Origin of the sequence: Nocardioides sp. (assembly GCF_044226305.1) — a bacterium.
Lineage (GTDB): Bacteria > Actinomycetota > Actinomycetes > Propionibacteriales > Nocardioidaceae > Nocardioides.
In genome coordinates this window covers 54,459-75,897 of sequence record NZ_JBGAHF010000011.1, presented here as the reverse complement: position 1 = coordinate 75,897, position 21,439 = coordinate 54,459, and the positions used below count along the sequence as shown (strand labels likewise).

The following is a 21,439-nucleotide window of genomic DNA, read 5'->3' as shown; positions in this document are numbered from 1 at the left end:
GGGACGACGATGGACTTCACCTACGACGAGGAGCAGCAGGCGCTGCGGGAGGCCGTCCGCGGCCTGGTCGGCAAGGCCTACTCCGACTTCGAGAACCGGCGCCGCACGGCCGCCGAGGACCCCGGCTTCAGCGAGAAGGTCTGGACCCAGCTCGCCGAGATGGGCGTGCTCGGACTGCCCTTCGACGAGCAGTACGGCGGCGTGGGAGCCGGCGCGATCGAGGTCGGGATCGTCGCGCAGGAGCTGGGCCGGGTCGTCGCACCCGAGCCGTTCCTGACGTCGGTCGTGCTCGCCGGTGGCCTGGTCGCCGCGGCCGGCAGCGAGGAGCAGAAGACCGAGCTCCTGGGGGCGCTGTCCTCCGGGGAGTCGCTGCTGGCGTTCGCGCACGCCGAGCCCGGGTCGCGCTGGCAGCCGACCGCGGCCTCGGTGCGCGCCTCGGAGTCCGGCGGCTCGTGGACGCTCGACGGCGTCAAGGAGCCGGTGGTCCAGGGTGCCCGCGCGGACGTGCTGGTCGTGAGCGCGGTGCTGCCGGACGGCGGCACCGGGCTGTTCGTGGTCGACGACCTGTCCGGGGTCGCCCGCGAGGGGTACGCCACCCACGAGGGCGGCCGGGCCGCCCGGGTCACCTTCGACGGGACCGCGGCCACGCCGCTGGGCGCGGGCGGTGACGCCGCCGGCATCATCGGGCGGGTCCTCGACATCGCCCGGATCACCGCGTGCAACGAGGCGATCGGGCTGATGGAGGTCGCGCTCGAGCAGACGTCGGCGTACCTCAAGAGCCGCAAGCAGTTCGGCGTCACGCTCAACACCTTCCAGGCGCTCAACTTCCGGGCGGCCGACATGTACGTGTCTCTGGAGCTGGCGCGCAGCCTCGCCGTCTGGGCGACGATGGTGCTCGACGCGGAGTCGGGTGAGGAGGCGGCGCTGGCCGCCAGCCGGGCCTCGCTGGCCGTGAGCCGCGCCGGCCGTCACATCGGCCAGGAGGCGATCCAGCTGCACGGCGGCATCGGCATGACGGCCGAGTACAGCATCGGCACCTACACCAGCCGGCTCACCGCCCTCGACCACCTGCTCGGCGACGGCGACCACCACCTCCGCCTGCTGGCGGCCGGGGTCGGCGGGTACGACGAGGTCGACCCGCTGCCCTGACCCCCGCTGTGGGGGTTGTCCACAGATCGCGACTGCCCGGTGTCGGCCACGGCCGGCACCGGGCATCGTCGCGTCATGGACCAGATCACCGCTGACCACGCCGCGTTCCGCGCGACGGTGACCGACCTGGAACGGGCCGCGACGCGTCTCCACGCCGAGCGCGACCGCGCGGCCCGGTCGGTCGAGGAGCTGCTCGGCACCTGGTCGGGCACGGTCGCGACGGCGTACGCCCAGGGCTGGGACGCATGGCGGGCCGGCTCCGACCAGGTGCTCGCGGCGCTCGAGGCGATGGCGCGGCTGCTCGCGGCGGCCGACGCCGACCTCGGGGCGACCGACCAGGCCGCCGGGTCCGCGCTCGACCGTCTCGCCGGGCGGCTGGGCTGATGTCGGGCCCCATCTACGCGGTGGACCTCGAGGAGCTGCTCGCGACGGTCGACGCGCTCGCGCGCTGCAGCGCCGAGCTCGACGCGCTGCTCGCCGACGTCGCGGCCCGAGTCGCCGGGCTGCACGGCTCGTGGGCGGGGCGGGCCGCGGCCGCCCAGCTGGTCGCGCAGGCCGCGTGGGAGGCCGGGTTCGACGAGATACGGGCCGGGCTGGCGCGGATGCGGTCCGCGGCCGACACGGCGCACGGTCGCTACGACTCGGCCGCGACCACGAACCTGCGGATGTGGGAGCAGGTCTCGTGAGACTGGCCGTCGAGGGCACCGGCTACCAGGGCGCGGTCGAGGCCTACGTGACCGGCAACCACCTCGCCGCCGACGCGTGCATCGCCCTCGCCGACGACCTGGTCGGCTGCGCCGGCATGGCGGGCGACGACACCACGGCGACCGAGTTCGCGGCGTCGTACGACGAGGCGGCGGCCGCCTCCCTGGAGGCGCTCGGCGAGCTGACGTTCGGGCTCGCCTCGCTCGGGCACCTGGCCGCCGCGTCGCTCCACAACCACGCGTGGGCCGAGACCGTGGCCGGGCCGACGACGCTCGCCGACCGGGCCGTCGGCGTACGGCCGGCGGCACCGCCGAGCGCCCTCGGGGCCGACTCCTCCTCGCTCCCCGGCTGGGCCGACGTCGTCCTCGACCTGCTCCAGGGCGTCTTCTGGCCGACCGCCGACACCGACCGGCTGCGCGCGGCGGCGGCCTCCTGGAGCGCAGCCGGGACCGCGGTCGGCCTGCTGGGCGCGCACTGCACCACGGCGCTCGCCGCCCTCGAGGACGAGGTCTCGCCGGAGATCCCGCTGGCGGTCGCCACCACCGAGGACCTCCGAGCCTGCACCGCGTCGCTCGCCGACCAGCTGGTCGCGCTCGGCACCGCCTGCGCGTCGTACGCCGACCAGGTGGACGCCAAGCGCGCCGAGCTGCTCGACCTCCTCGAGGAGCTGGCCTGGGAGCTCGGCGCCGGCGCGCTCCTCTCGGGGGCGCTGACGTTCTTCACCGGCGGTGCCGCCGCGCCCGCCGCCGGCACCGCCGGCGCCGCCCGGGTCGCCGCCGCCTCCGCGAAGGTGCGCGGCATCCTCGACTCGCTCGCGGTCCTCTCCCGGGGCACCGCCACCACCCTCCGCCCGGTCGCCGCCACCCTCCGCGACTCCCGCGCCTACCTGGCGCGGCTCGCCGCCGCCCGGCGGATGGAGATGACCGAGCGCGGGAGTGTGAACCTAGGGGCCTTCTTCGATCGCAACCCGTTCCGCAAGGGATTCCTCGATGCACACGAGCAAGCTGGCGGCCACACGTTGCTCAAGCACGTCGGCAAGTCGGACGAGGACCTTGCGCAACGATTCATCACCGAACCCGACCTTCGAACCTCGTCCACGTTCACCAGCAAGTCGGCCGCCGAGCATGCGATCGAGCGCGTCTTCCGTGCAAACGAATCGTCCATCCAGTCCTGGCTTGCCACCGGGAAGGGCAAGGAGGGATTCAGCGCCGATCTCGGACATATGGTCGGCAGAGTCCTGGTCCGCGGGGCGGTCGAAGCGACAAGCGCCAATCGCGCCAGGATCGTCCTCGTCAGGGACGACTCTCTGGCGCTGGGCTGGCGGTTGCTCACCAGTTACCCGACCCTGTAGGGAGTGAGCGTGCACAGCAAGTCGCCTCTTGCCACCCTCGTGGAGGCATACCTCAACGAGGATGTGTTCGACTTCTACTCGAACGTGATGGCAGGCGTCGACGACTACGTTGCCTCCGACCGCGAAGGTGCTCGAGAACTACCGAGCGAGATCGACCGGATTCTCGAGTCCCACTCAGATAGTGAGATCGAGCAATTGCTCGTCACCCACGGCATCGGGTTCGTCGGTGGTGAACGTGGCTATCGCGCCTGGTTGCAGCAGATCGCCGACCGCGTCCGCGCCGCCACCACCGGTTGACCCGCGAGACGTCATACGAACTGGCTCCCCGAGCCACCACCTCGCATGACGCCCCACCGCAACCCCCGCAACGTCATACGAACCGGCTCCCCGAGCCACCACCTCGTATGACGCCCCACCGCAACCCCCGCAACGTCATACGGACCGGCTCCCCGAGCCACCACCTCGGATGACGTCCCACCGCAACCCCGGCAACGTCAGACGGACCGGCTGCACGGGCGACCGTGCCGACCGTGCCGACCACGAGGGCGAGCAGGACACCGAGGAGGAAGCGCGCCAGAAATGTCGCGTCCCCTCCACGGTGTCCTGAGCGCCCGTCGAGGTGCACACGCGCAGGTCATCGAACGGCCTGCAACCGCAGCATCTCGAACTCCACCTGCCTCTGGTGCCGGCTGCGCATCGACTCGAGGCGCTGCTGCTTGTCCTGGCGGGAGAGCTCGCGCCAGGCGTTGCGACGCTGGATCAGCTTCGTGGACATGTCGGTTCCCTTCGGTTCAGCCCGCCTCCCTGGCGGGCACGCCCATCGTGCGCGCGCCCGCTTGGAGGGGACTGGGAGCCGACTTGGAGCGGGGTCAGCCCGACTCGTCGAGCCGTTCGCGGAGCCGGTCGCGCACCTGCTCCGGCGTCAGCTGCGCCCGTTGGCGCTGGTCACGCGCGATGATGGCGCCCGTGGCGGCCACTCCGGCCAGCCCGGCGAGCCCGACCCACTTCCACAGCTTCACGACGACCTCCCAGGAACCCGATGACCCAGCTCACCCTCGACGCCGCGGTCGACCTGACCCGCACCGGCGACCTGTGGCTCTTCCGCGGCCACTCGGCCGCGGACCACGCTATCCGGGTCCTGACCAACGCGCCGGTCAACCACGTCGGCATGGCCGTCGTGCTCGACGACCTGCCGCCCCTGATGTGGCACGCCGAGCTCGGCAAGGGCCTCGTCGACGTGTGGACGGGGAGCAACCACCGCGGCGTGCAGCTGCACGACCTGCGCGCCGCCGTCGAGCAGTGGACCGGTCGCTACGAGCAGCAGGCGTGGCTGCGCCAGCTCGACCTCACGGTCACCCGCGAGATGGAGGACGCCGTGCTGCGCACCATCGCCCGGCTCGACGGCACGCCGTTCCCGGCCACCGCCAAGCTGATCGGGCGTTGGGCGCGCGGCCGGGTTCGGCAGCCGGCGTCCGCGGAGCTGACCTACTGCGCCGAGGTCGTCGCCGCCACCTACACCGCGATGGGCCTGCTCGACGGGGAACGGCCGACGAACTACTACGACCCCGGCAAGTTCTGGTCCGGCGACGACCTCGAGCTGCTGCAGGGGGCGCGGCTCGGCGAGGAGATCAGGGTCCTCACCTGAGGGCCGCGCGAGCGTCTCCACCCTGGGGTGGAGATCGCGGGATCCACCCGCACGCCGACGCGGCACACCCGCCCGGATTCCTACCTTCTTCCTCGTCAGCAGCGGCCGCCGGTGGCCGCGCGGAGAGGAAGAAATGTCTGCCGCCCAGTACGCCCTCAACCTGGGGCTGCTCGCCTACATCCTGATCTCGAACGTCGGCACCCACGAGGTCACCCGGCGTCGCCTGCTGCTCCCGGTCGTGCTGGTCGCGGTCGCGGGTGCGGTGTTCCTGAACGCCCCGCCGACGGCCGGCAACGACGTGCACGTCGAGCTCGTCGGCGTCGCCGCCGGGGTCGGGCTCGGTCTCGTGGCCGGCCTCCTGGTCCGGGTCCGGCTGGTGGCCGGCCGGGTGCTGATGACCGCCGGCGCGGCGTACGCCGCCCTCTGGGTCGCGGTGATCGGCGGTCGGATGCTGTTCGCCTACGGCGCCGACCACTGGTTCACCCAGCGCATCGGGCTCTTCTCCTACGAGCACCGGATCACCGGCGCCGACGCCTGGACCGCGGCCTTCGTGGCGATGGCCCTCGCGATGGTCCTGACCCGGGTGCTCGTGACCTGGGCGGCGACCCTGGTCGTCACCCGGGGCACCGACGTCGCGGCGGTGGCGGCGTGAGCGCTCCGCACGACACCCGGCGCAGCGCCTCGACGCGGGCCCTGGCCCGGGGGCTCTGCCTCTGGCTCGCGGTCATGGTCGTCACGGCGGGCGGCGGGCTGCTCACCCGCACCTACCTGCCCGGTGTCGACGGCACCGTCCGCGCCCTGCTGGTCGTCGAGGTGCTCTTCGCCCTGGCGCTGCTGGCGGCCCCGTTCGTCGGCAGCTGGCGCGAGCTCGGCGTCAACCGCCGTGCGGAGTGGCGGCACACCGGCCTGCTGGTCGTGCCGCTCGTCGTCGCCGTCAGCCCGCTCGTGCTCGGGTTCCGCTCGGTCGGGACCGACCTCCTGCTCGTGCTGGTGGTCGGGTACGTCCTCACCGGCGTCACCGAGGAGCTCGTCTGGCGCGGGTTCGCGCTCCGGCTGCTCGCCCCGCTGGGTACGACGCGTGCGGTCGTGGTCGGGGCGGCGCTCTTCGGGACGGCCCACCTGGCCAACGTGTTCTTCCGGGACAGCACCGGCCTGGTGCTGGCCCAGGCGTGGGGCGCGTTCTGCTTCGGCCTCGCCTACGGAGCCCTCCGCGTCCGCACCGACACGATCGTGCCGCTGATGGCGCTGCACGCCCTCACCGACCTCGCCGCCGCCGTCGGCAACGTCCCCAAGATCCCGGTGCTCGTCGCCGAGGACGTCGTCCTCCTCGCGTACGGCGTCGCCCTGCTCACCCTGCGTCCCCGGAAGGACACCCCCATGACTGACAACCTCCTGCTCGACCAGGAACTCTCCCCGGTACCGACGGGGGCGCACTAGGTTGACGCCGATGTCGATCGAGGACCTGGCGGCGGCGCCACTGCCCGACGAGGAGCGGTGGCGCCGCGGCGTGCGCGTCCTCGGCCTGGTCTCCGCCGTCGTCGTGGTCGCCGGGACGGTGACCGACCTCCACGGCCCGGTCCCGACGGCGTTCTTCTTCGCCGGGCTCGCGCTCTGGCTGGTCGAGCTCCTGGCGACGCCCCGGCGCCCGGCGGCCGAGGTGACGGTGCTGACCCTGACCGGCTGCTGCGGCGGGGTTCTCAACGGCCTGGCCCCCACCTCCGCCGGCTTCCTGCTCGCCTACTTCGCCGCGGCCGGCCTCGGGCTGCGCTTCGCGGCGCGGTACGCCGCCCCCGCGATGACCGTGGTGCTGGCGGTCCTGGCCGCGGGCATCCTGCTCGGCGACCGCGACGAGGTCGCAACCTCCCTGACGACCAGCCTGCTCGGGGTCGCCTTCGCGTTCGCCGTCGCGTCGGCCACCCGCAGCGCCCGGGTCGCGCACGCCCGGTCGGTCGCGCTGGTCGCCGAGCTCGAGGCGACCCGGGCGGCACAGGCGGAGGCCTCGGTGCTGGCCGAGCGGACCAGGCTGGCCCGGGAGCTCCACGACATCCTCGCCCACGCCCTCTCCGGCCAGGTGATGTCGCTGGAGGCGGCCGGGATGCTCGCCGAGCGGACCGGTGCCGACCCGCGCGTGGTCGCCGAGATCGAGCGCGCCCACCGGCTCGCGCGCAGCGGCCTCACCGAGGCGCGGGGCGCGATCGGTGCGCTCCGCGGTGACGCGCTCCCCGGTCCGGACCGGCTGCCGGACCTGGTCGAGGACGCGGCGCGCGCCCACGGGGTCCAGGCCACGCTGCGGGTCGAGGGCACCCCCCGTCCGCTGTCCGCCGAGGCGGGCCTGGCGGTCTACCGGACCGCCCAGGAGGCGCTCACCAACACCGCGAAGCACGCCGGCCGCGGAGCGAGCAGCGCGCTCGTCGTGACCTGGGGCGAGCGCGACGTCACGCTCACCGCCACCGACGTTCGTGGCGCCGGGGTCCAAGCCGACGTCCCCAGCAGCGGCTACGGCATCACCGGTCTCCGGGAGCGGGCCGAGCTGGCGCACGGCACGCTCGACGCGGGCCCGACCCCGGACGGGTACGCCGTCCGCCTGTCCCTCCCCTACGAGCCCGAGGCGAGCCGACGATGAGCCCCGAGACCAGCCCCGAGACCAGCCCCGAGACCAGCCGAGAGACGGTCCCGTCCCCCGTCCGGGTCCTGGTCGTCGACGACCTCCGGGTCGTCCGCGAAGGCCTGCTGATGCTGCTCGGCCTGCTCGACACCGTCGAGGTCGTCGGCGCGGCCGCCGACGGCGAGGAGGCGATCGAGAAGGTCACCGCCGATCCGCCGGACGTGGTGCTGATGGACCTCAACATGCCGCGCCTCGACGGCATCGAGGCGACCCGCCGGCTCGCCGAGTCGCACCCGCAGGTGCCGGTGGTCGTCCTCACGACGCTCTCCGACGACCGGCAGGTGTTCGCGGCGCTCCAGGCCGGCGCCCGGGGCTACCTCACCAAGGACGCCGGGGCGGCCGAGATCGAGAACGCGATCCTCACCGCGGCCCGCGGCCAGGCCTCGCTCGACCCCGACGTGCAGCGGCGGCTGCTCGACGCGCTGCGCGCCGGCTCGGCCTTCGGGGTGCCGGGCCCGGCGCCGCTGCCCGGTGAGCTCCCCGACGGGCTGACCGCCCGCGAGGCCGAGGTCGTCCAGCTGATCGCGGCCGGCAGGTCCAACTCCGAGATCGCGGCGCAGCTGTTCGTCTCGACGGCGACGGTGAAGACGCACGTCAACCACATCTTCGCCAAGACCGGTCTGCGCGACCGGGCGCAGGTCGTGTCCTACGCCTACCGCACCGGCCTCGCCGAGCCCCCTCAGCGCAGGTAACGGTCCGCGACCACCGGCTGCTGGTCGACGGGCCGGCCGCGCTGGATCGTCCAGGCCAGCCGCACCAGCTGGGCGTGCGACCAGACCAGCGGCGTCGCCGACCGGGTGCCCTCGCCGGCGGGGCAGCACGCGTCGCCGGTGGGTGGCCGGCCGTCCCAGACCTGCTCGGCGAGCATGCCGGCCTCGCCCGTGGCGGCCGCCATCGTCGCGAGGTACGACGCTGCGTCGGCACCGGCCGTGACGGCGTACTCGCCCCGCTCGCCGGTGAGGATCGGCCAGCCCCGCCCGAAGGTGGTGTGCGTCCCGGGGTCGGTGATCGTCCACTCGCCACCGTCGGCGGTCTCGCCGTACCCGTCGTGGCTGAAGCGGTGCCAGGACGGTCCGTTCGGGGTGTCGACCCGGAGCCTCCGGTCGACCACGTCGAGGGTGTTCACGACGGCCGGGTCGTCCGCGGGCAGCAGCCCGAGCCGCACCAGGTCGAGGAAGCTGGGGTCGACGACCTTGCGCTGGTCGATCGAGCGCGGGCCGCCGTCGCCCATCTCGTAGGGGCTCGCAGTGTCCGGCCTGCCGTTCTTGGTCAGCCGCAGGAAGTACGGCGCGTCGTCGAGCGGGCCGTTCGTCGTGACCGTCCAGTCCTCGACGTGCCGCTGCCAGCGGTCGGCGACCCGCAGCCAGTGCCGGGCCAGCGCCGGCCGGCCGTGGTGCTTCGCGAGGTCGGCGGCGCACACCAGCCCGGCGACCTCCGCGGCGATCGTCGCGGGCGAGTAGCCCGACTGGTTCTCCCAGCGCTCCTGGGGCGAGTACGGCGACCGCCGGCCGGTCTCCTCGTCGCGGAACGACACGAGGAAGCGCGCGGCCTTGCGCACGCCGTGCCAGGTCGCGGCGTCCCGCTTGCCGACCAGGTGGGCGAGCACGATCGGGAACGCGACCTCGTCGAGCTGGAGCGAGCCCCAGACCGGCGTGCCGGACACGTCGGAGTTCTGCGGGAACGACCCGTCGGCCAGCTGCTGGGTGCCGAACAGCCAGCGCACGATCCGGCGGGCCGCGGCCCGGTCGCCCATCGCCCACAGCGCCGTCCCGAACTGGTAGGCGTCCCGGGACCACACCAGGTGGTAGGCGCCCGAGGGCGAGGAGAGGTCCTTCACCTCGTCGCCCCACACCCACGGCGCCGAGGGCGACGCGACGAACGCACCGGGGTGCTGCTTGTCCTCGGCGGCGGCGAGCACCAGCGCGGAGGCGAGGTACTCGGGCTGCACCGACGCGGCACTGGCCGGCACGTCCTTCAGGCTGTCGACGTACCCGTGCCACCCGCGGTCGTACGCCGACGAGGTGGCCGCGAACCCGCGACCCAGCGAGCCACGGGCCTGCTGCACGGCCCGGCCGACCGAGCCGCCGAACCCGAGCGCCAGCGTGGTGTCGTCGGCGAGCCGGGCCGCCTGGACGACGTTGCCCGGGCCGGCGTGGCGGTGCCGGTGCCCGAGGTCGGGCCACGGGTCGGTCGGGGTGCCGACGAGCCCGCTGGTCGTCGAGCGCAGCGCCGGCCGCGCGACCAGGGCGGAGGAGACGGTGCGGTCCGTCGAGACCAGCGCGTGCGGGCGGCTGGTCGCGCGGTCGTCCATGCCGTGGTTGGTGAGCGCGGGGTCGTAGAGCGCCCAGAGCCGGTAGTGGCCGCCGTCGAGCGGCACCAGCCGGGCCCGGACGACGAGGGTGTCGTGCCGCGGGTCGGTGACGACGTGCTCGACGACCCGGTACCGACCGTCCTCGTCCTCGCTGACCTGGGTGTAGCGCAGGCTGCGGTCGTCGGGGCGCTGCACCCGGGTCCGCATGTCGGTGCTGCTGCGGTCGGCGAAGTCGTCACCGGTGACGGCCAGCTCGAGGCTGCGCACGCTCGGCGTGGACAGGTCGGGGTAGAACACCTCGCTGACCCGCCCCTGCTGGAGCGTGAACCAGACGTTGCTGGCGCGGGTGCGGGCGGTGCCGAAGCCGTCCTTGTCGGCCTCGGTCCAGGTGGACCTCGCTCCCCGTGGTCCGGGGGCGACCTCGCCCGAGCTCGGGACGGACACCAGGGCACCGGTCGCGGCGACGGCCAGCGCCGCCACCCCGGTCACGAGACGCAGGAGCATGCCTGCGCCGTACCCCGTGACCGGGGTCACAAACGGTCATCGACGACCGCGGCGTCAGCCCTCGGTCTGGCCCAGCGAGCGCCAGTACTCGTTCAGCGCGCCGTTGGTCTTGACGAACCAGACGAGGCAGCCGACGAGGAAGAACCAGCCGAGCAGGATGAACCAGAGTCCGGTCATCGCGGTGACCGGAGCCTGCTGGCCGCGGCGCTGGTAGAGCTTGCCGACCTCGTTGGAGGACACGAACGGCATCACGAAGCCGACGAAGATCGCGAGGACCAGCGCGATCCCGCCGCCGACCCCCTCCCCGGAGTGCTCCTTCATCTCCTCGGAGGTCTTGAAGTACCAGTACCAGGTGTAGAAGCCGAGCGTGACGATCGTCAGCAGGACGCAGGCGCCGGTGCCGCGGATCTTGCCCAGCGCGGCCGGGTTGCCGGCGGCGTACGCCGTGGCGGCCGGTGCCGCGGGAGCGGGCGCCACCTCGGGCGTCGCGTCCGCGGCGGGCGCCTGGAACGGCGGCGGGGCGGCGTCGGTGCTGTCCGTGGGGGTGGGTTCGGTGGGCGTGGGTTCGTTGGTCTCGGTCATGATCGATCCCTCCTGGGGAGCCGATGCGGTCGATCGAGACTAGGTTCGCCGCGGCGGCGCCCGCGGGACACTCGCCGTGACCGATCGCGGTGGTCTGGACCGCACCGGGCGGCGCGCCTTGGGAGGATCGGGACATGCACACCCGCGCCACCTTCGACGCCGCCGCCACCGCGTTCCTTGCCCTCGTCGAGCAGCTGCCGCTGCCGGCGTACGACGGGCCGGGGCTCGGCGACTGGGACCTCCGCGCTCTCGTCGGGCACACCGGGCGCTCGCTGGTCACGGTCGCGACCTACCTCGGCACCCGGGCCGGCGCGGAGGAGGTCGCGAGCCCGGCTGCCTACTTCGGGGCCGTGAGCCGGATCGCCGGCGTCGACGCGGACGGCGCAATCGCGCGGCGCGGCGTCGAGGCCGGGCAGGCGCTCGGCGCGGACCCGCTGACGGCGCTGCGGACGTCGTACGCCGAGGCGACCGCGGCGCTGGACGCGCTCGCGGGCTCGGACCCGGTGGTGACGACGATCGCGGGCGGGATGCGGGTCAGCGCCTATCTGCCGACGCGCACCTTCGAGCTCACCGTGCACTGCCTCGACATCGCGCGCGCCACGGGTGTCGGGTTCACCCCGCCGACGGAGGCGCTCGCCGAGGCGCTGAGCGTCGCGGCCGCGAGTGCGGTCGAGCTCGGCCTCGGTCCGGACGTGCTGCTCGCCCTGACCGGCCGGCGGCCGCTGCCGCCCGGCTGCTCGGTCGTGCCGTGAGGGCGAGGAGGCGTCAGGCCAGGGACCAGACGCCCGGCTTGCCCTTGGTCATCTCGCCGTCGGCGATCAGCGCCTGACGGGCGCGGCGGGCGGCGTACCGCCACCGCAGCTCGCCCTCCGGGGTCGTCTGGTGGTCGGCCTCGGTCAGCCGCTCGGCCATCTGCTCCTCGAGCCGGCGGTAGACCTCGTCCTGCTCGAGCTCTCCCCCGCCGTCGGTGAGCACGGCGAGGATCACCGGGCGGAAGGCGTCCGGCGGCGTCCACTTGCGTGGCACCGACCGGGTCGGCACGGCCGGGCGGGACGCGGCGGACGTCGAGCGGGGCGCCCGCGGGGCGCGTGGCGTGGTGGTGCGTGCGGTGGCGCGGGGCGGCGGCGGGGCCGGCGGGTTCCCGTGGATGCAGGTGGACTTCGGCAGGTCACACAGGTCGCAGTAGTCCTCGTCGCTCATCGCAGCCCACCCTAGTCGCCACCTGAGGTAGGCGGGAGGGGTGGGATCTAGGGAGGTCGTCCGATGTGCGCCCCCACCTCAGGGGCGCACCGTCGGGGACATGATCGCTTCCATGAACGTCGACCCCACCACTGCTCTCATGCTCGCCCACCTCGAGGTGGACGACCTCGGCCAGGTCCGCGTCCGCGGCTCCCGGCTCCGCCGGCGCCAGCGCCGGTTCCAGGCCTCCGCACGCATCCGCCGGCTGCTCGCCTGAGCCGCTACCAGCGGCCGTGCACGGCCTCCCGGAAGTGCCGGTCGTAGAGGTCGCGGACCCCGTCCAGGAACGCCGGCGGGAGCGGGTCCGCGTCCCCGGCGGCCGCGTTGGCCCGGGCCTGCTGGGCGTTGCGGGCGCCCGGGATGACCGTCGTGACGCCCGGCTGCTGCCAGACCCACGCGAGGGCGACCTCGGCCGGGCTGAGGCCGGTCGGCCCGACCGCGTCGACCAGGCCGGCGAACTCCCGCGCCGCCTGCACGCCGGTGGCGAAGTCCACCCCCGAGAACGTCTCCCCCACGTCGAAGGCGCTGCCGTCGCGGTTGTAGGTGCGGTGGTCGTCGGCCGCGAACGTCGTCGACTCGTCGTACTTCCCCGACAGCAGGCCCGAGGCCAGCGGGACCCGCGCGATGATCCCGACCCCGGCCGCCCGGGCCGCGGGCAGGACCGCGTCGAGCGGCTTGAGCCGGAACGCGTTGAGGATGATCTGGATCGTCGCGACGTGCGGCCGCGCGATCGCCGCGAGCGCCTGGTCGCAGGTCTCGACGCTCAGCCCGTACGCCGCGACGGCACCCTCCGCCACGAGGGTGTCGAGGTCGTCGTAGACCCGGTCGGACTCGACCACCTCGGTCGGCGGGCAGTGCAGCTGCACCAGGTCCAGGGTGTCCACGCCGAGGTTGCGGCGCGAGCGGTCGGTCCACGCGCGGAAGCTCTCCAGCGTGTAGTGCTCCGGCCGCTGCTCCACCCGGCGGCCCATCTTGGTCGCGACGGTCACGCCCGGGTGCTCGGCCGCGAACCGGCCGACGATCTGCTCACTGCGACCGTCGCCGTACACGTCGGCGGTGTCGAGGAACGTCACGCCCGCGTCCACCGAGGCCGTCAGCACGGCGCGTGCGTCGTCCTCCGAGACGTCGCCCCAGTCGGCTCCGAGCTGCCAGGTGCCGAGCCCGACCACCGAGACCTCGCGCGTGGTGGTGCCCCGGTCGTCGCTGATGAGGGTTCGCTGCTCCATGCCGCCAGTCTGGCGGACCACTGGTCGGCGCGCCGCCGGGCCGGGCTCAGCTCGCGTAGGAGAGGACCTTCCGCGTCAACCGCTCCGGGCGCGGGACGTAGTCGTCGGCTCGCGCCGGGCGGTGGAGGACGTAGGACCGCACCGAGACCGAGAACCGCTCCGACGAACCGAGACAGCTCGGGTCGAACCGGATGACGGTCTTCCGGCCGCGCATCGCCATGGAGGCGCAGCCGCGGTCGGTGATGTCCTGGTGGTGGCGGTCCCAGCCGCGGGCGCGGTAGACGGCGTACTCGCTGAACGAGACGCCGGTGACGAACAGGTCGGGGACCCGGTCGTCGTCGGTGTCCACCCAGAGGTCGACGGCGTCGCTGACCTGGACCCGGCGGCCGTGCACCACCGTCACCTGGGCCTTGCGGCCGGCGGCGGGCGCGGCCTGGAGGGTGACCGAGACGATGTCGTAGGCCCTCCGGCCCTCGGTCGGGTCCGTGATGGTCAGCTCGACCGGCGGCGTCGCCAGCGCCGGAGCGGCGAGGGCGAGGACCACGAGTGCCACCGGGAGTCCGAGGAGTCGGCGCATGCTCCCAGCATCCTCCTCAGCGGTCCTTGCGGCAGACGAACCCGAAGACGGTGACGGCGGCGAACGCCCAGCCCTCGCGGGCGGCCTCGTCCATCGCGGCCATCGCCTCGTCGGCCTGCTCGCGGGTCACGAGCCCGTCGACGACCGCCTGCTCGGCAGCCATGGTGAACAGGTCCGAGCCGGCCAGCTGCTCCGGCCCGAAGACGAGGGCCGAGGACCCGATGTCGGGGTCGACGGCGAGGCCGGCGGTGATCGCCTGGCGCAGCAGGTGGCGCGCCGCCATCGGGTTGGCCACCTGGCCCATGAACGCCCGGGTGATGGCCCGGGCGACGTCGGGGTCGACGTCGGACTGCACCCGGGTGTCGTGGTCGGAGTCGAGCAGCAGCGCCCGGCCGCCCGGGCGGAGCACCCGGGCGATCTCGTCGACGGCCGCCTGCGGCTCGGGCACGTGCTGGAGCACCCGCTCGCACCAGAGGACGTCGACACTGCCGTCCTCGAACGGCAGCTCGGTCGCGAGGCCCGGCCGGAACTCCGCGGACGAGCCGGCCCCCTCGGCGCGCCCCTCGGCGACCTGGCGCAGTCCCGGGTTGGGCTCGACCCCGATCGCCCGGCCGTCCGGCCCGGTGAGCGAGGCGAGCCGCCGGGTCATCGTCCCGGTGCCGCTCCCCAGGTCCACACACACCTCTCCCCGACGTACGTCGCCGGCGGCGAGCATCCACGCTCGGAGCCGCTCGATCGCCGGCGCCGCGTCCTGGGCGTCGAGGACCGTCACCATCCGCGCCACGGCCTCGTCGGCGACGGTGTCCGGTCGGAACGCGCTCCCGAGGGTGAACGACGCGCCGCGCTCGTCTCCCGTGTCCATGTGACGAGGGTCGCACAATCGACCCATGGCGTACGACGAGCAGCTGGCCGTCCGGATCCGGGACCTCCTCGACGGCGAGCCGGGGGTGGTCGAGAAGAAGATGTTCGGCGGCCTCGCCTTCCTGGTGGACGGCAACATGGCCGTCGCCGCCAGCAGCGAGGGAGGCCTGCTGCTCCGCGCCGACCCGGCCGAGGCCGAGCAGCACCTGGCCCACCCGCACACCGACCGGTTCGTGATGCGCGGCCGCGAGATGAACGGGTGGATGCGGGTGGTGCCCGAGGGACTCGGCACCGACATCGAGCTGGAGCGCTGGGTCCGCGTCGGTGTCACCTATGCGCGGAGCCTGCCGCCGAAGTAGCGCAGCCGACGCAGGTCGTCGCGGTCGGCCGCACCTCCAGGCGCGCAGCGGGGATCGGGCGGCCGCACACCGCGCAGGTGCCGTACGTCCCCGCGTCCAGGCGGCCGAGCGCGGCCGCGATCGCATCGAGGTGCTGCTCGGCCTGCCGCACCAGCGCGCCGACCTGGGACCGCTCGAACGCGATCGTCGCGCCCTCCGGGTCGTGCTCGTCGTCGGCGTTGGAGTCCTTCGAGGCCTCGACGAAGCCGCGGTAGTCGCCGCGCAGCGCCGCCAGGTGCTGCTCGGTGCGGCGCCGCTCGTCCTCCAGCCGGGACCGGGCGCCGGTCACGACCGCTCCAGCAGCGTGAGCACCTCGTAGTGCGCGGTGTTGGGGAACATGTCGAGCAGCCGGGCCCGCACGACGCGCAGCGACGGCATCGCGGCCAGGTCGCGGGCCAGGGTCTGGGCGTTGCAGCTGGAGTAGAGCACCCGGTCGACGCCCGAGGACTCCAGCCAGCCCGCCAGCTCCGGGCCGATGCCGCGCCGCGGCGGGTTCACCACCACCAGGTCGGGCGGCGACGCGGCGGCCACGGCGTACGCCGTCGCGTCGCCGGTCTCGAACCGGACCCCCGTCATCCCGGCCTCGGTGGCGGAGAGGGTCGCCGAGGCGACGGCCTCCGGGCTGATCTCGACGCCGGTGACCTCCGGGGCGTCGGCGCCGGTCCCGGCGACCGCCAGGGCGAACCCGCCGACGCCGCAGTAGAGGTCCCACACCGTCCGCGGCGCGGACTCGGCGACCCAGGCGCGGCCGAGCCGGTAGAGCTCGGCCGCCATCGCGGTGTTGGTCTGGAAGAAGCTCTGCGGGCGCAGGTGCAGGCGCAGCCCGGCGACCCGCATCGTCAGCGTCTCCTGCTCGGTCAGCACGATCTCCCGGTCACCCTCGAGCACCGCCTTGTGCTCGGGCAGCAGGTTCACCGACGCCACCACCAGCGCGGGCACCCGCTCGCGCAGCGCCGGCAGGTGCTTGCGGATCCGCGCCACCGGCTCCTGGGATCGCAGCACGAACCGCACCATCAGCTCACCGTCCGGCGACTCGGTGACCAGCAGGTGCTTGAGCTCGCCGCGGCGGGCGGCCACGTCGTACGGCGCGAGCGCGGCGCTGGTGACGAAGCCGGCCAGCACCGGCAGCGCGGCCCGGATGCCGGCGGTGTGCAGCGGGCAGTCGCGGAGGTCCACCCCCGACCCGGTCGGTCCGAGGATGCCGAGCGTCGGCTCCTCGGCGCTGCCGTGCACCACCATCTTGGCCTTGTTGCGGAACCCCATCGCCGCGCTGGCAACCGGCGGCGACCACCCCTCGCGCGGCACCCCGACCAGCCCCTCGACCAGCTGCTGCTTGGCGACCAGCTGGGCGTCGTACGGGGTGCCGAGCCAGGCGCAGGAGCGGCACCGGCCGGCGTCGAAGTGGTGGCAGAGCACATCAGCGGGCATGACCGCCCCAGGCTACGGGCACCGCCGTCGCGCCCCGGTCTGGTCCGCAGCCCCCGGCTTCGTCCGATATCGAGACAGGAGCGCACGGGGCGCTACCGTGGTGGGAGAGCCCGGACTGGGGGGTCCGCGCACCGGGGGGCGGTGCGCACGGTCCGCGGCAAGGGGGGATCGGCCGTGTCCAGGCCTGCCATCGCCACGCTCGACCGTGGCGCACTCAAGCTCGTCCAGAACGCCGTCCTCGTGATGGTGCTCGCCTTCGCACTCGTCACGCTGGTGCCACTGGCCGGTCCGGCCCACGCCGCCGGCGGCAACCCACCGGGCAACAACGGCACGGTCAAGGTCGCCGAGCTCGGCGACATGGACGCGCCGCCCGACAACGACCCGCACGTCGGCTGCACCTTCACCGTCGAGTGGTACGGCTTCGACCAGGGCGCCGACATCATCTCCCACGTCACGTTCGAGCCGCAGGCGCCGACCGCCGACGTGGTGCTGGACGTCACCGGCCCGTCCGACGTGTTCGTCGGCGGCGACCCCGCCAGCGGCGCCGGCACGGCGACCGGGCTGGACGGCCGCGAGGTCTACACGCTCAGCTTCCACGGCGACCCGCACCCGGTGCAGGGCTACCACGTGAAGCTCACCGTGAACACGCCCGGCTCCCAGGGCGCGGACAAGAAGAGCAAGGTCTTCTGGGTGAAGGGCTGCCAGGCGCCGCCCCCGGCCGCGCCGGCGATCCACCTGGAGAAGACCGTCACCGACTCCGCCGACCCCGACGCCGTCGGGTCCCTGGGCGAGGTGCTCACCTACGGCATGACCGTCACCAACACCGGCAACACGGTGCTCACCAACGTGACGATCACCGACCCGATGCTGGGTCTCTCCGGCGCGCCGTGCGTCGCGACGCTCGCGGTCGGCGCCTCGACGACCTGTCCGCTGCTCCCGCCGCTCACCCACGTGGTCACCAGCGCCGACGTCGCCGCCGGCTCCGTCTCGAACGTGGCCGTCGCGACCGGCACCCCGCCGTCCGGCCCGCCCGTCTCGGACGCCGACGACGCGACCATCCCCACCGTCTCCGGTGCGCCGCAGCCGGCGGACCTCTCCCTGGTGAAGACCGCCGACAAGACGATCGTGGCGCCCGGCGACCAGGTCACCTACACGCTGCGCGCACTGAACGCCGGTCCCGGCGTCGCCCGTGACGTCGTCGTCACCGACGTGCTGCCGGCCGGCACGAGCTTCGTCTCCGCGAGCTCCGGGTGCAGCAACAGCGGCGGGACCGTGACCTGCCACCTCGGCGACATCGCCGGGGGCGACGACGCGGTGGCGACCATCACCGTGCGCATCGACGCACTCCCGAGCTCGATCACCGGGCACGACCACCAGCTCGACGTGACCAAGATCGAGAGTCACGTCTCGGTCGCCGGTGGCGCCACGGGTTCGGCGACCACCGCCTGCCCCGCGGGCTACCTCGCCACCGACGGCAGCGTCCGGCTCGACCACGTCGACCAGGGCACGGGAACCTTCGCCGACGCCATGGTGCTCCGCTCGGAGGCCACCGCGAACGGGCTCGGCTGGACCGGCACGGTCCGCAACGACACCACCGGCCAGCTCCAGGCCAAGGTCAACGTGGTGTGCATGAGCGACCACACCGTGTCCGGCGAGGACCACTCGCACCCGGTCGTCATCTCCGACTCTCTGACGACGACGCGGGCCTTCGCCACCGGTGAGCACGAGCTCGACCTGGCGTGCGGACCGGGCACCATCGCGATCACGCCCGGCTTCTCGTTCCTCTCCGGGGACGGCGTGGTCACCAGCCAGCCGATCGCCACCGGGCGGCACTTCAAGGTCCGGATGCTCCACGACGGCCAGGTCACGCTGACCACCCGGTGCCTGCGCACCGACCTCGGCACGGTCCGCGACCACACGCACCAGCTCGAGGTCACCCAGCTCTCCGGCCACGTCGTGGTCGGACCGCACGGGATCGAGGAGCGCAGCCTGACCTGCCGGGACGGTGCCAAGGGCATCGTCGCGTGGGTCGACTTCGACGGCCAGCCCCTGGGGAACGACCCGCAGCCGATCACCCGGGTGTTCCGGTTCTACAACCCGACCGACGCGCCGATGACCGCCGACTACGGGCTCACGTGCATCGACGTGCGCACCTCCGGCGGCAACCAGGGCAGCCGGGACATCGAGAACACCGCGCACGTGACGACCACCAGCCAGGACGCCGCGGCGTACGACGACGTGTCGACCGCCACCATCTCGGTGACACCGACCGGGGTCAGCGCCAGCGGCTCGGGCGTCGTGCAGGGTGGCGCGAGCCCGGCCGTGCTCGTGCGGGTCTCCGCCGACCAGCGGCACACCGTGCGGCTCTCGCTGGTCTCGACGCACCGCGTCGCGGGCACCGGGGTGCGCCCCGGCACCGTCCTCGCCGGCGGGGTCGCGCACGTGCGCGGCACCGGGCAGACGGTGCGCCTGGCCGCGACCGACGCCGCACGCGCGGCGCTGCGGTCCGGCAAGGTCCACACGGCACGGCTGGTCCTCCGCAGTCCCGACGGGGCCCGGGACACCGTGACGGTGCGGCTGCACTGAGGCTCCTGTCAGGCGCGCTCCGCCGGCGGGTCGTGTGAGGCACACGACCCGTCGGCGGCTGCGTCCCTCGGAATGGAAACCACCGGGGCGGGGTTGCCGCCACGTGACCGCCCCCCTCGAACGCCGCACCGACTACCGCGTGACGTTCGCCGTCCTCTGCGTCGGCGTCGGGTCGTTCTCCCTGCTCCAGTCGATGGTCAACCCGGTGCTGCCCACCATCGAGGCCGCGCTCGACACCGACCAGGCGACGGTGACCTGGGTGCTGACCGCCTACCTGCTCTCCGCGTCGGTGTTCACGCCGATCGTCGGTCGGGTCGGTGACAAGGTCGGCAAGGAGCGGATGCTCGTCGTGGCGCTCGCCGCGCTGACCGTCGGCTCCCTGATGGCGGCCGTGGCGACCAGCATCGGCGTCCTGATCGCGGCCCGCGTCGTCCAGGGCGTCGGCGGCGGCGTGCTGCCGCTGACCTTCGGCATCATCCGCGACGAGTTCCCGCGCGAACGGGTCGCCGGCGCCATCGGCACGGCGGCCGCGCTGCTGGCCGTCGGCGGCGGCGTCGGCCTCGTCATCGCCGGACCGGTGGTCAACGCCCTCAGCTACCACTGGCTGTTCTGGATCCCGATGGCGATGACGGCCGTCGCGGCGCTGGCCGCGGCGTTCTGGGTGCCCGAGTCGCCGGAGCGCACCCCGGGCCGGATCAACGTCGGCTCGGCGCTGCTGCTCTCGGCCTGGCTGGTCGCGCTGCTCCTCGCCGTCAGCCAGGGGCACTCCTGGGGCTGGTCGTCGGCCCGGGTGGTCGGCCTGTTCGTCGCGGCCGCCGTGCTGCTGCCCACCTGGGTGATCGCCGAGTCGCGCAGCGACGAGCCGCTGGTCGACATGAGGATGATGCGGATCCCGACGGTCTGGACGGCGAACCTGACCGCGCTGCTGTTCGGCGCCGGCATGTACGCGATGTTCGCGTTCCTCCCCCAGTTCCTCCAGACCCCGGAGTCCTCCGGCTACGGCTTCGGGGTCTCGGTCACCGAGTCCGGCCTGCTGCTGCTCCCCCAGACCGTCGCGTCGTTCGTCGCCGGCGTCCTCGCCGGCCGGCTCGCGCACCGCTTCGGCTCGAAGCGGATGCTGGTCCTCGGTGCCGCACTGACCGCCCTCGGCACCCTCTCGCTGACCGTCGCGCACGACGAGATCTGGCAGGTGGTCGCCGCCAGCACCGTGCTCGGCCTGGCCTTCGGGCTCGCGTTCGCGGCGATGTCCAACCTCGTCGTCGACGCGGTCCCGCAGACCCAGACCGGTGTCGCGAGCGGCATGAACACCAACATCCGCACGGTGGGCGGGGCGATCGGGTCGGCGGTGCTGGCCAGCGTCATCACCGCGCAGCTGGAGCCGACCGGCGTCCCCGTCGAGTCCGGCTACACCCACGGCTTCGCCGTGCTCACCGGCTTCGCGGCCGCGGCGGCCGTGGTCGCCGCCTTCATCCCGGTCGTCCGGGCCACGACGCACCTCGTCGCCGGCCCCCAGACGGAGGCGGAGACCGGCGACGAGGCAGAGGTGGCGTCCGGGGTCAGCCGAGCCTGAGGTTCCCCAGGATCTGGTTGAGCAGGTCCACCAGGCGGCCGAGCGCACCGCCCAGGCCCCCGTCGAGCAGCCCGGTCACCGCGCAGAGCAGGTTGCCGAGCAGGTTGCCGGCCCCCGTCGCCGCGACGATGTCGAGCACCACCCGGTCCAGGTGCACCTTGAGCCCGAGCAGGTTCAGGTCCAGCGGGGCGAGCACCAGGTGCAGGATGTCGCAGGTCGCGGCGGCCGTGCGGGCGTGTGCCGGGGTCCCGTCGATCGACTTCACGCGCACCGTGCGCAGCTGGGCGAACGTCGTCCGCTTGCCGTCGGCCTGGTGCACCACTCCCTGCACCAGCCCGCGCACGAAGACCTTGCCGTCGCGCTTGGTGAAGCTCAGCGGGACGAAGGAGCCCGTGACGTCGCGGCCACCGGCGGTGGACCCCACGATCCGCGAGCTGAGGGTCCCGGCCTTGGTGTGCGCGACCGGGCGCTGTGCCGACTGCTGGGCCGACTGCTGGGCCGACTGCTGGGCCGACTGCTGGGCCGACTGCTGAGCCGCGGGTGCGGCATCGGCCGCGTGCGCGGCCATCAGGCACATCGCGAGCACGACGACCAGGGCCGCCACGGCCCGTAACGGGTTCGAGCTGATCCGATTCATATTTC

At 73.8% G+C, this 21,439-nt stretch carries 26 protein-coding genes; 15 read left to right on the top strand and 11 right to left on the bottom strand.

From position 1 onward, the window contains the following. Nucleotides 1-9 precede the first annotated feature (9 nt). The 5 genes from ACILQ5_RS13290 to ACILQ5_RS13270 all read left to right on the top strand — a co-directional run bounded on the left by ACILQ5_RS13290 (nucleotide 10) and on the right by ACILQ5_RS13270 (nucleotide 3,502). Nucleotides 10-1,149, top strand: coding sequence for an acyl-CoA dehydrogenase family protein (locus ACILQ5_RS13290; RefSeq protein WP_395658488.1), 1,140 nt, complete (start codon nucleotides 10-12; stop codon nucleotides 1,147-1,149). 75 nt (nucleotides 1,150-1,224) lie between these two features. Further along, nucleotides 1,225-1,533, top strand: a complete 309-nt coding sequence (locus ACILQ5_RS13285; RefSeq protein ID WP_395658487.1) for a WXG100 family type VII secretion target — start codon at nucleotides 1,225-1,227, stop codon at nucleotides 1,531-1,533. Continuing rightward, nucleotides 1,533-1,835 (top strand): WXG100 family type VII secretion target, encoded by a 303-nt coding sequence (locus tag ACILQ5_RS13280; protein WP_395658486.1) that lies wholly within the window; start codon nucleotides 1,533-1,535, stop codon nucleotides 1,833-1,835. The genes ACILQ5_RS13285 and ACILQ5_RS13280 overlap by 1 nt, the downstream gene beginning before the upstream one ends. Continuing rightward, nucleotides 1,832-3,205 (top strand): RNase A-like domain-containing protein, encoded by a 1,374-nt coding sequence (locus tag ACILQ5_RS13275; protein WP_395658485.1) that lies wholly within the window; start codon nucleotides 1,832-1,834, stop codon nucleotides 3,203-3,205. Before ACILQ5_RS13280 ends, ACILQ5_RS13275 begins: the two co-directional genes overlap by 4 nt. Before the next feature lie 9 nt (nucleotides 3,206-3,214). Continuing rightward, a complete protein-coding gene (locus tag ACILQ5_RS13270) occupies nucleotides 3,215-3,502 on the top strand; it encodes a contact-dependent growth inhibition system immunity protein (RefSeq protein WP_395658484.1) in 288 nt (95 codons plus the stop codon). 337 nt (nucleotides 3,503-3,839) lie between these two features. Here the strand turns inward: ACILQ5_RS13270 and ACILQ5_RS13265 are convergent, their stop codons facing one another. Further along, complete coding sequence (locus ACILQ5_RS13265) at nucleotides 3,840-3,980, bottom strand: hypothetical protein (RefSeq protein WP_395658483.1); 141 nt, start codon at nucleotides 3,978-3,980, stop codon at nucleotides 3,840-3,842. A gap of 94 nt (nucleotides 3,981-4,074) precedes the next feature. Beyond that, nucleotides 4,075-4,224 carry a hypothetical protein gene (locus ACILQ5_RS13260; protein WP_395658482.1) on the bottom strand — a complete coding sequence of 50 codons (150 nt, stop codon included), beginning with the start codon at nucleotides 4,222-4,224 and terminating at the stop codon, nucleotides 4,075-4,077. Between the two features lie 20 nt (nucleotides 4,225-4,244). Between ACILQ5_RS13260 and ACILQ5_RS13255 the strand changes: the two genes are divergently transcribed. The 5 genes from ACILQ5_RS13255 (at nucleotide 4,245) to ACILQ5_RS13235 (ending at nucleotide 8,207) form a co-directional block, all read left to right on the top strand. After that, on the top strand, nucleotides 4,245-4,850 hold the full coding sequence (locus ACILQ5_RS13255; RefSeq protein WP_395658481.1) for a hypothetical protein: 606 nt from the start codon (nucleotides 4,245-4,247) through the stop codon (nucleotides 4,848-4,850). 133 nt (nucleotides 4,851-4,983) lie between these two features. Further along, nucleotides 4,984-5,502 carry a hypothetical protein gene (locus ACILQ5_RS13250; protein WP_395658480.1) on the top strand — a complete coding sequence of 173 codons (519 nt, stop codon included), beginning with the start codon at nucleotides 4,984-4,986 and terminating at the stop codon, nucleotides 5,500-5,502. Next, nucleotides 5,499-6,287: a CPBP family intramembrane glutamic endopeptidase gene (locus ACILQ5_RS13245; RefSeq protein ID WP_395658479.1), complete on the top strand. Its 789-nt coding sequence runs from the start codon at nucleotides 5,499-5,501 to the stop codon at nucleotides 6,285-6,287. Before ACILQ5_RS13250 ends, ACILQ5_RS13245 begins: the two co-directional genes overlap by 4 nt. Before the next feature lie 10 nt (nucleotides 6,288-6,297). After that, entirely contained in the window at nucleotides 6,298-7,473 is a 1,176-nt protein-coding gene (locus ACILQ5_RS13240) for a sensor histidine kinase (protein ID WP_395658478.1), read from the top strand. Further along, nucleotides 7,470-8,207 carry a response regulator gene (locus ACILQ5_RS13235; RefSeq protein WP_395658477.1) on the top strand — a complete coding sequence of 246 codons (738 nt, stop codon included), beginning with the start codon at nucleotides 7,470-7,472 and terminating at the stop codon, nucleotides 8,205-8,207. The genes ACILQ5_RS13240 and ACILQ5_RS13235 overlap by 4 nt, the downstream gene beginning before the upstream one ends. Here the strand turns inward: ACILQ5_RS13235 and ACILQ5_RS13230 are convergent. Then, nucleotides 8,195-10,330, bottom strand: a complete 2,136-nt coding sequence (locus ACILQ5_RS13230) for a glycoside hydrolase family 15 protein (RefSeq protein WP_395658476.1) — start codon at nucleotides 10,328-10,330, stop codon at nucleotides 8,195-8,197. The two genes, ACILQ5_RS13235 and ACILQ5_RS13230, sit on opposite strands and share 13 nt — an antisense overlap. A gap of 54 nt (nucleotides 10,331-10,384) precedes the next feature. Further along, entirely contained in the window at nucleotides 10,385-10,912 is a 528-nt protein-coding gene (locus tag ACILQ5_RS13225; RefSeq protein ID WP_395658475.1) for a DUF4234 domain-containing protein, read from the bottom strand. 134 nt (nucleotides 10,913-11,046) lie between these two features. Here ACILQ5_RS13225 and ACILQ5_RS13220 point away from each other — a divergent pair, with 134 nt between their 5' ends. Beyond that, nucleotides 11,047-11,664, top strand: a complete 618-nt coding sequence (locus ACILQ5_RS13220; RefSeq protein WP_395658474.1) for a maleylpyruvate isomerase N-terminal domain-containing protein — start codon at nucleotides 11,047-11,049, stop codon at nucleotides 11,662-11,664. A gap of 13 nt (nucleotides 11,665-11,677) precedes the next feature. Here ACILQ5_RS13220 and ACILQ5_RS13215 read toward each other — a convergent pair whose 3' ends face one another. Further along, the gene (locus ACILQ5_RS13215) at nucleotides 11,678-12,112 is read right to left on the bottom strand and encodes a hypothetical protein (RefSeq protein ID WP_395658473.1); all 435 of its coding nucleotides are present in this window, start codon (nucleotides 12,110-12,112) and stop codon (nucleotides 11,678-11,680) included. A 100-nt stretch (nucleotides 12,113-12,212) separates the two neighbouring features. Here ACILQ5_RS13215 and ACILQ5_RS13210 point away from each other — a divergent pair, with 100 nt between their 5' ends. Then, nucleotides 12,213-12,368 (top strand): hypothetical protein, encoded by a 156-nt coding sequence (locus ACILQ5_RS13210; protein WP_395658472.1) that lies wholly within the window; start codon nucleotides 12,213-12,215, stop codon nucleotides 12,366-12,368. A 4-nt stretch (nucleotides 12,369-12,372) separates the two neighbouring features. On the opposite strand, the gene ACILQ5_RS13205 is transcribed toward ACILQ5_RS13210, so the two are convergent. From ACILQ5_RS13205 to ACILQ5_RS13195, 3 genes are read right to left on the bottom strand one after another with little or no spacing between them, the layout of a single operon-like run. Further along, nucleotides 12,373-13,377 carry an aldo/keto reductase gene (locus ACILQ5_RS13205; protein WP_395658471.1) on the bottom strand — a complete coding sequence of 335 codons (1,005 nt, stop codon included), beginning with the start codon at nucleotides 13,375-13,377 and terminating at the stop codon, nucleotides 12,373-12,375. Nucleotides 13,378-13,423: 46 nt separating this feature from the next. Continuing rightward, nucleotides 13,424-13,954, bottom strand: coding sequence for a hypothetical protein (locus tag ACILQ5_RS13200; protein WP_395658470.1), 531 nt, complete (start codon nucleotides 13,952-13,954; stop codon nucleotides 13,424-13,426). 16 nt (nucleotides 13,955-13,970) lie between these two features. Then, nucleotides 13,971-14,816, bottom strand: a complete 846-nt coding sequence (locus ACILQ5_RS13195) for a methyltransferase domain-containing protein (protein WP_395658469.1) — start codon at nucleotides 14,814-14,816, stop codon at nucleotides 13,971-13,973. Between the two features lie 25 nt (nucleotides 14,817-14,841). Here ACILQ5_RS13195 and ACILQ5_RS13190 point away from each other — a divergent pair, with 25 nt between their 5' ends. Continuing rightward, on the top strand, nucleotides 14,842-15,174 hold the full coding sequence (locus tag ACILQ5_RS13190; RefSeq protein ID WP_395658468.1) for a TfoX/Sxy family protein: 333 nt from the start codon (nucleotides 14,842-14,844) through the stop codon (nucleotides 15,172-15,174). Here the strand turns inward: ACILQ5_RS13190 and ACILQ5_RS13185 are convergent. Next, complete coding sequence (locus ACILQ5_RS13185; protein ID WP_395658467.1) at nucleotides 15,143-15,502, bottom strand: TraR/DksA family transcriptional regulator; 360 nt, start codon at nucleotides 15,500-15,502, stop codon at nucleotides 15,143-15,145. The genes ACILQ5_RS13190 and ACILQ5_RS13185 overlap by 32 nt on opposite strands. Next, nucleotides 15,499-16,641, bottom strand: a complete 1,143-nt coding sequence (rlmC, locus tag ACILQ5_RS13180) for a 23S rRNA (uracil(747)-C(5))-methyltransferase RlmC (RefSeq protein WP_395658466.1) — start codon at nucleotides 16,639-16,641, stop codon at nucleotides 15,499-15,501. The genes ACILQ5_RS13185 and rlmC overlap by 4 nt, the downstream gene beginning before the upstream one ends. Before the next feature lie 174 nt (nucleotides 16,642-16,815). Here rlmC and ACILQ5_RS13175 point away from each other — a divergent pair, with 174 nt between their 5' ends. Both ACILQ5_RS13175 and ACILQ5_RS13170 read left to right on the top strand, forming a co-directional pair. Next, nucleotides 16,816-19,227 carry a hypothetical protein gene (locus ACILQ5_RS13175; protein WP_395658465.1) on the top strand — a complete coding sequence of 804 codons (2,412 nt, stop codon included), beginning with the start codon at nucleotides 16,816-16,818 and terminating at the stop codon, nucleotides 19,225-19,227. Between the two features lie 103 nt (nucleotides 19,228-19,330). Further along, nucleotides 19,331-20,797 (top strand): MFS transporter, encoded by a 1,467-nt coding sequence (locus ACILQ5_RS13170; RefSeq protein ID WP_395658464.1) that lies wholly within the window; start codon nucleotides 19,331-19,333, stop codon nucleotides 20,795-20,797. Here ACILQ5_RS13170 and ACILQ5_RS13165 read toward each other — a convergent pair. Beyond that, nucleotides 20,784-21,434 (bottom strand): hypothetical protein, encoded by a 651-nt coding sequence (locus tag ACILQ5_RS13165; protein WP_407077009.1) that lies wholly within the window; start codon nucleotides 21,432-21,434, stop codon nucleotides 20,784-20,786. The two genes, ACILQ5_RS13170 and ACILQ5_RS13165, sit on opposite strands and share 14 nt — an antisense overlap. Nucleotides 21,435-21,439 lie beyond the last annotated feature (5 nt).

What these genes read in the sequence shown, in the direction of transcription:
- rlmC (WP_395658466.1), bottom strand. Translation starts at nt 16,641, where the DNA reads ATGCCCGCTGATGTGCTCTGCCACCACTTCGACGCCGGCCGGTGCCGC.
- ACILQ5_RS13290 (WP_395658488.1), top strand. Translation starts at nt 10, where the DNA reads ATGGACTTCACCTACGACGAGGAGCAGCAGGCGCTGCGGGAGGCCGTC.
- ACILQ5_RS13225 (WP_395658475.1), bottom strand. Translation starts at nt 10,912, where the DNA reads ATGACCGAGACCAACGAACCCACGCCCACCGAACCCACCCCCACGGAC.
- ACILQ5_RS13190 (WP_395658468.1), top strand. Translation starts at nt 14,842, where the DNA reads ATGGCGTACGACGAGCAGCTGGCCGTCCGGATCCGGGACCTCCTCGAC.
- ACILQ5_RS13285 (WP_395658487.1), top strand. Translation starts at nt 1,225, where the DNA reads ATGGACCAGATCACCGCTGACCACGCCGCGTTCCGCGCGACGGTGACC.
- ACILQ5_RS13205 (WP_395658471.1), bottom strand. Translation starts at nt 13,377, where the DNA reads ATGGAGCAGCGAACCCTCATCAGCGACGACCGGGGCACCACCACGCGC.
- ACILQ5_RS13250 (WP_395658480.1), top strand. Translation starts at nt 4,984, where the DNA reads ATGTCTGCCGCCCAGTACGCCCTCAACCTGGGGCTGCTCGCCTACATC.
- ACILQ5_RS13280 (WP_395658486.1), top strand. Translation starts at nt 1,533, where the DNA reads ATGTCGGGCCCCATCTACGCGGTGGACCTCGAGGAGCTGCTCGCGACG.
- ACILQ5_RS13220 (WP_395658474.1), top strand. Translation starts at nt 11,047, where the DNA reads ATGCACACCCGCGCCACCTTCGACGCCGCCGCCACCGCGTTCCTTGCC.
- ACILQ5_RS13240 (WP_395658478.1), top strand. Translation starts at nt 6,298, where the DNA reads ATGTCGATCGAGGACCTGGCGGCGGCGCCACTGCCCGACGAGGAGCGG.
- ACILQ5_RS13230 (WP_395658476.1), bottom strand. Translation starts at nt 10,330, where the DNA reads ATGCTCCTGCGTCTCGTGACCGGGGTGGCGGCGCTGGCCGTCGCCGCG.
- ACILQ5_RS13255 (WP_395658481.1), top strand. Translation starts at nt 4,245, where the DNA reads ATGACCCAGCTCACCCTCGACGCCGCGGTCGACCTGACCCGCACCGGC.
- ACILQ5_RS13210 (WP_395658472.1), top strand. Translation starts at nt 12,213, where the DNA reads ATGATCGCTTCCATGAACGTCGACCCCACCACTGCTCTCATGCTCGCC.
- ACILQ5_RS13215 (WP_395658473.1), bottom strand. Translation starts at nt 12,112, where the DNA reads ATGAGCGACGAGGACTACTGCGACCTGTGTGACCTGCCGAAGTCCACC.
- ACILQ5_RS13265 (WP_395658483.1), bottom strand. Translation starts at nt 3,980, where the DNA reads ATGTCCACGAAGCTGATCCAGCGTCGCAACGCCTGGCGCGAGCTCTCC.
- ACILQ5_RS13165 (WP_407077009.1), bottom strand. Translation starts at nt 21,434, where the DNA reads ATGAATCGGATCAGCTCGAACCCGTTACGGGCCGTGGCGGCCCTGGTC.
- ACILQ5_RS13200 (WP_395658470.1), bottom strand. Translation starts at nt 13,954, where the DNA reads ATGCGCCGACTCCTCGGACTCCCGGTGGCACTCGTGGTCCTCGCCCTC.
- ACILQ5_RS13235 (WP_395658477.1), top strand. Translation starts at nt 7,470, where the DNA reads ATGAGCCCCGAGACCAGCCCCGAGACCAGCCCCGAGACCAGCCGAGAG.
- ACILQ5_RS13195 (WP_395658469.1), bottom strand. Translation starts at nt 14,816, where the DNA reads ATGGACACGGGAGACGAGCGCGGCGCGTCGTTCACCCTCGGGAGCGCG.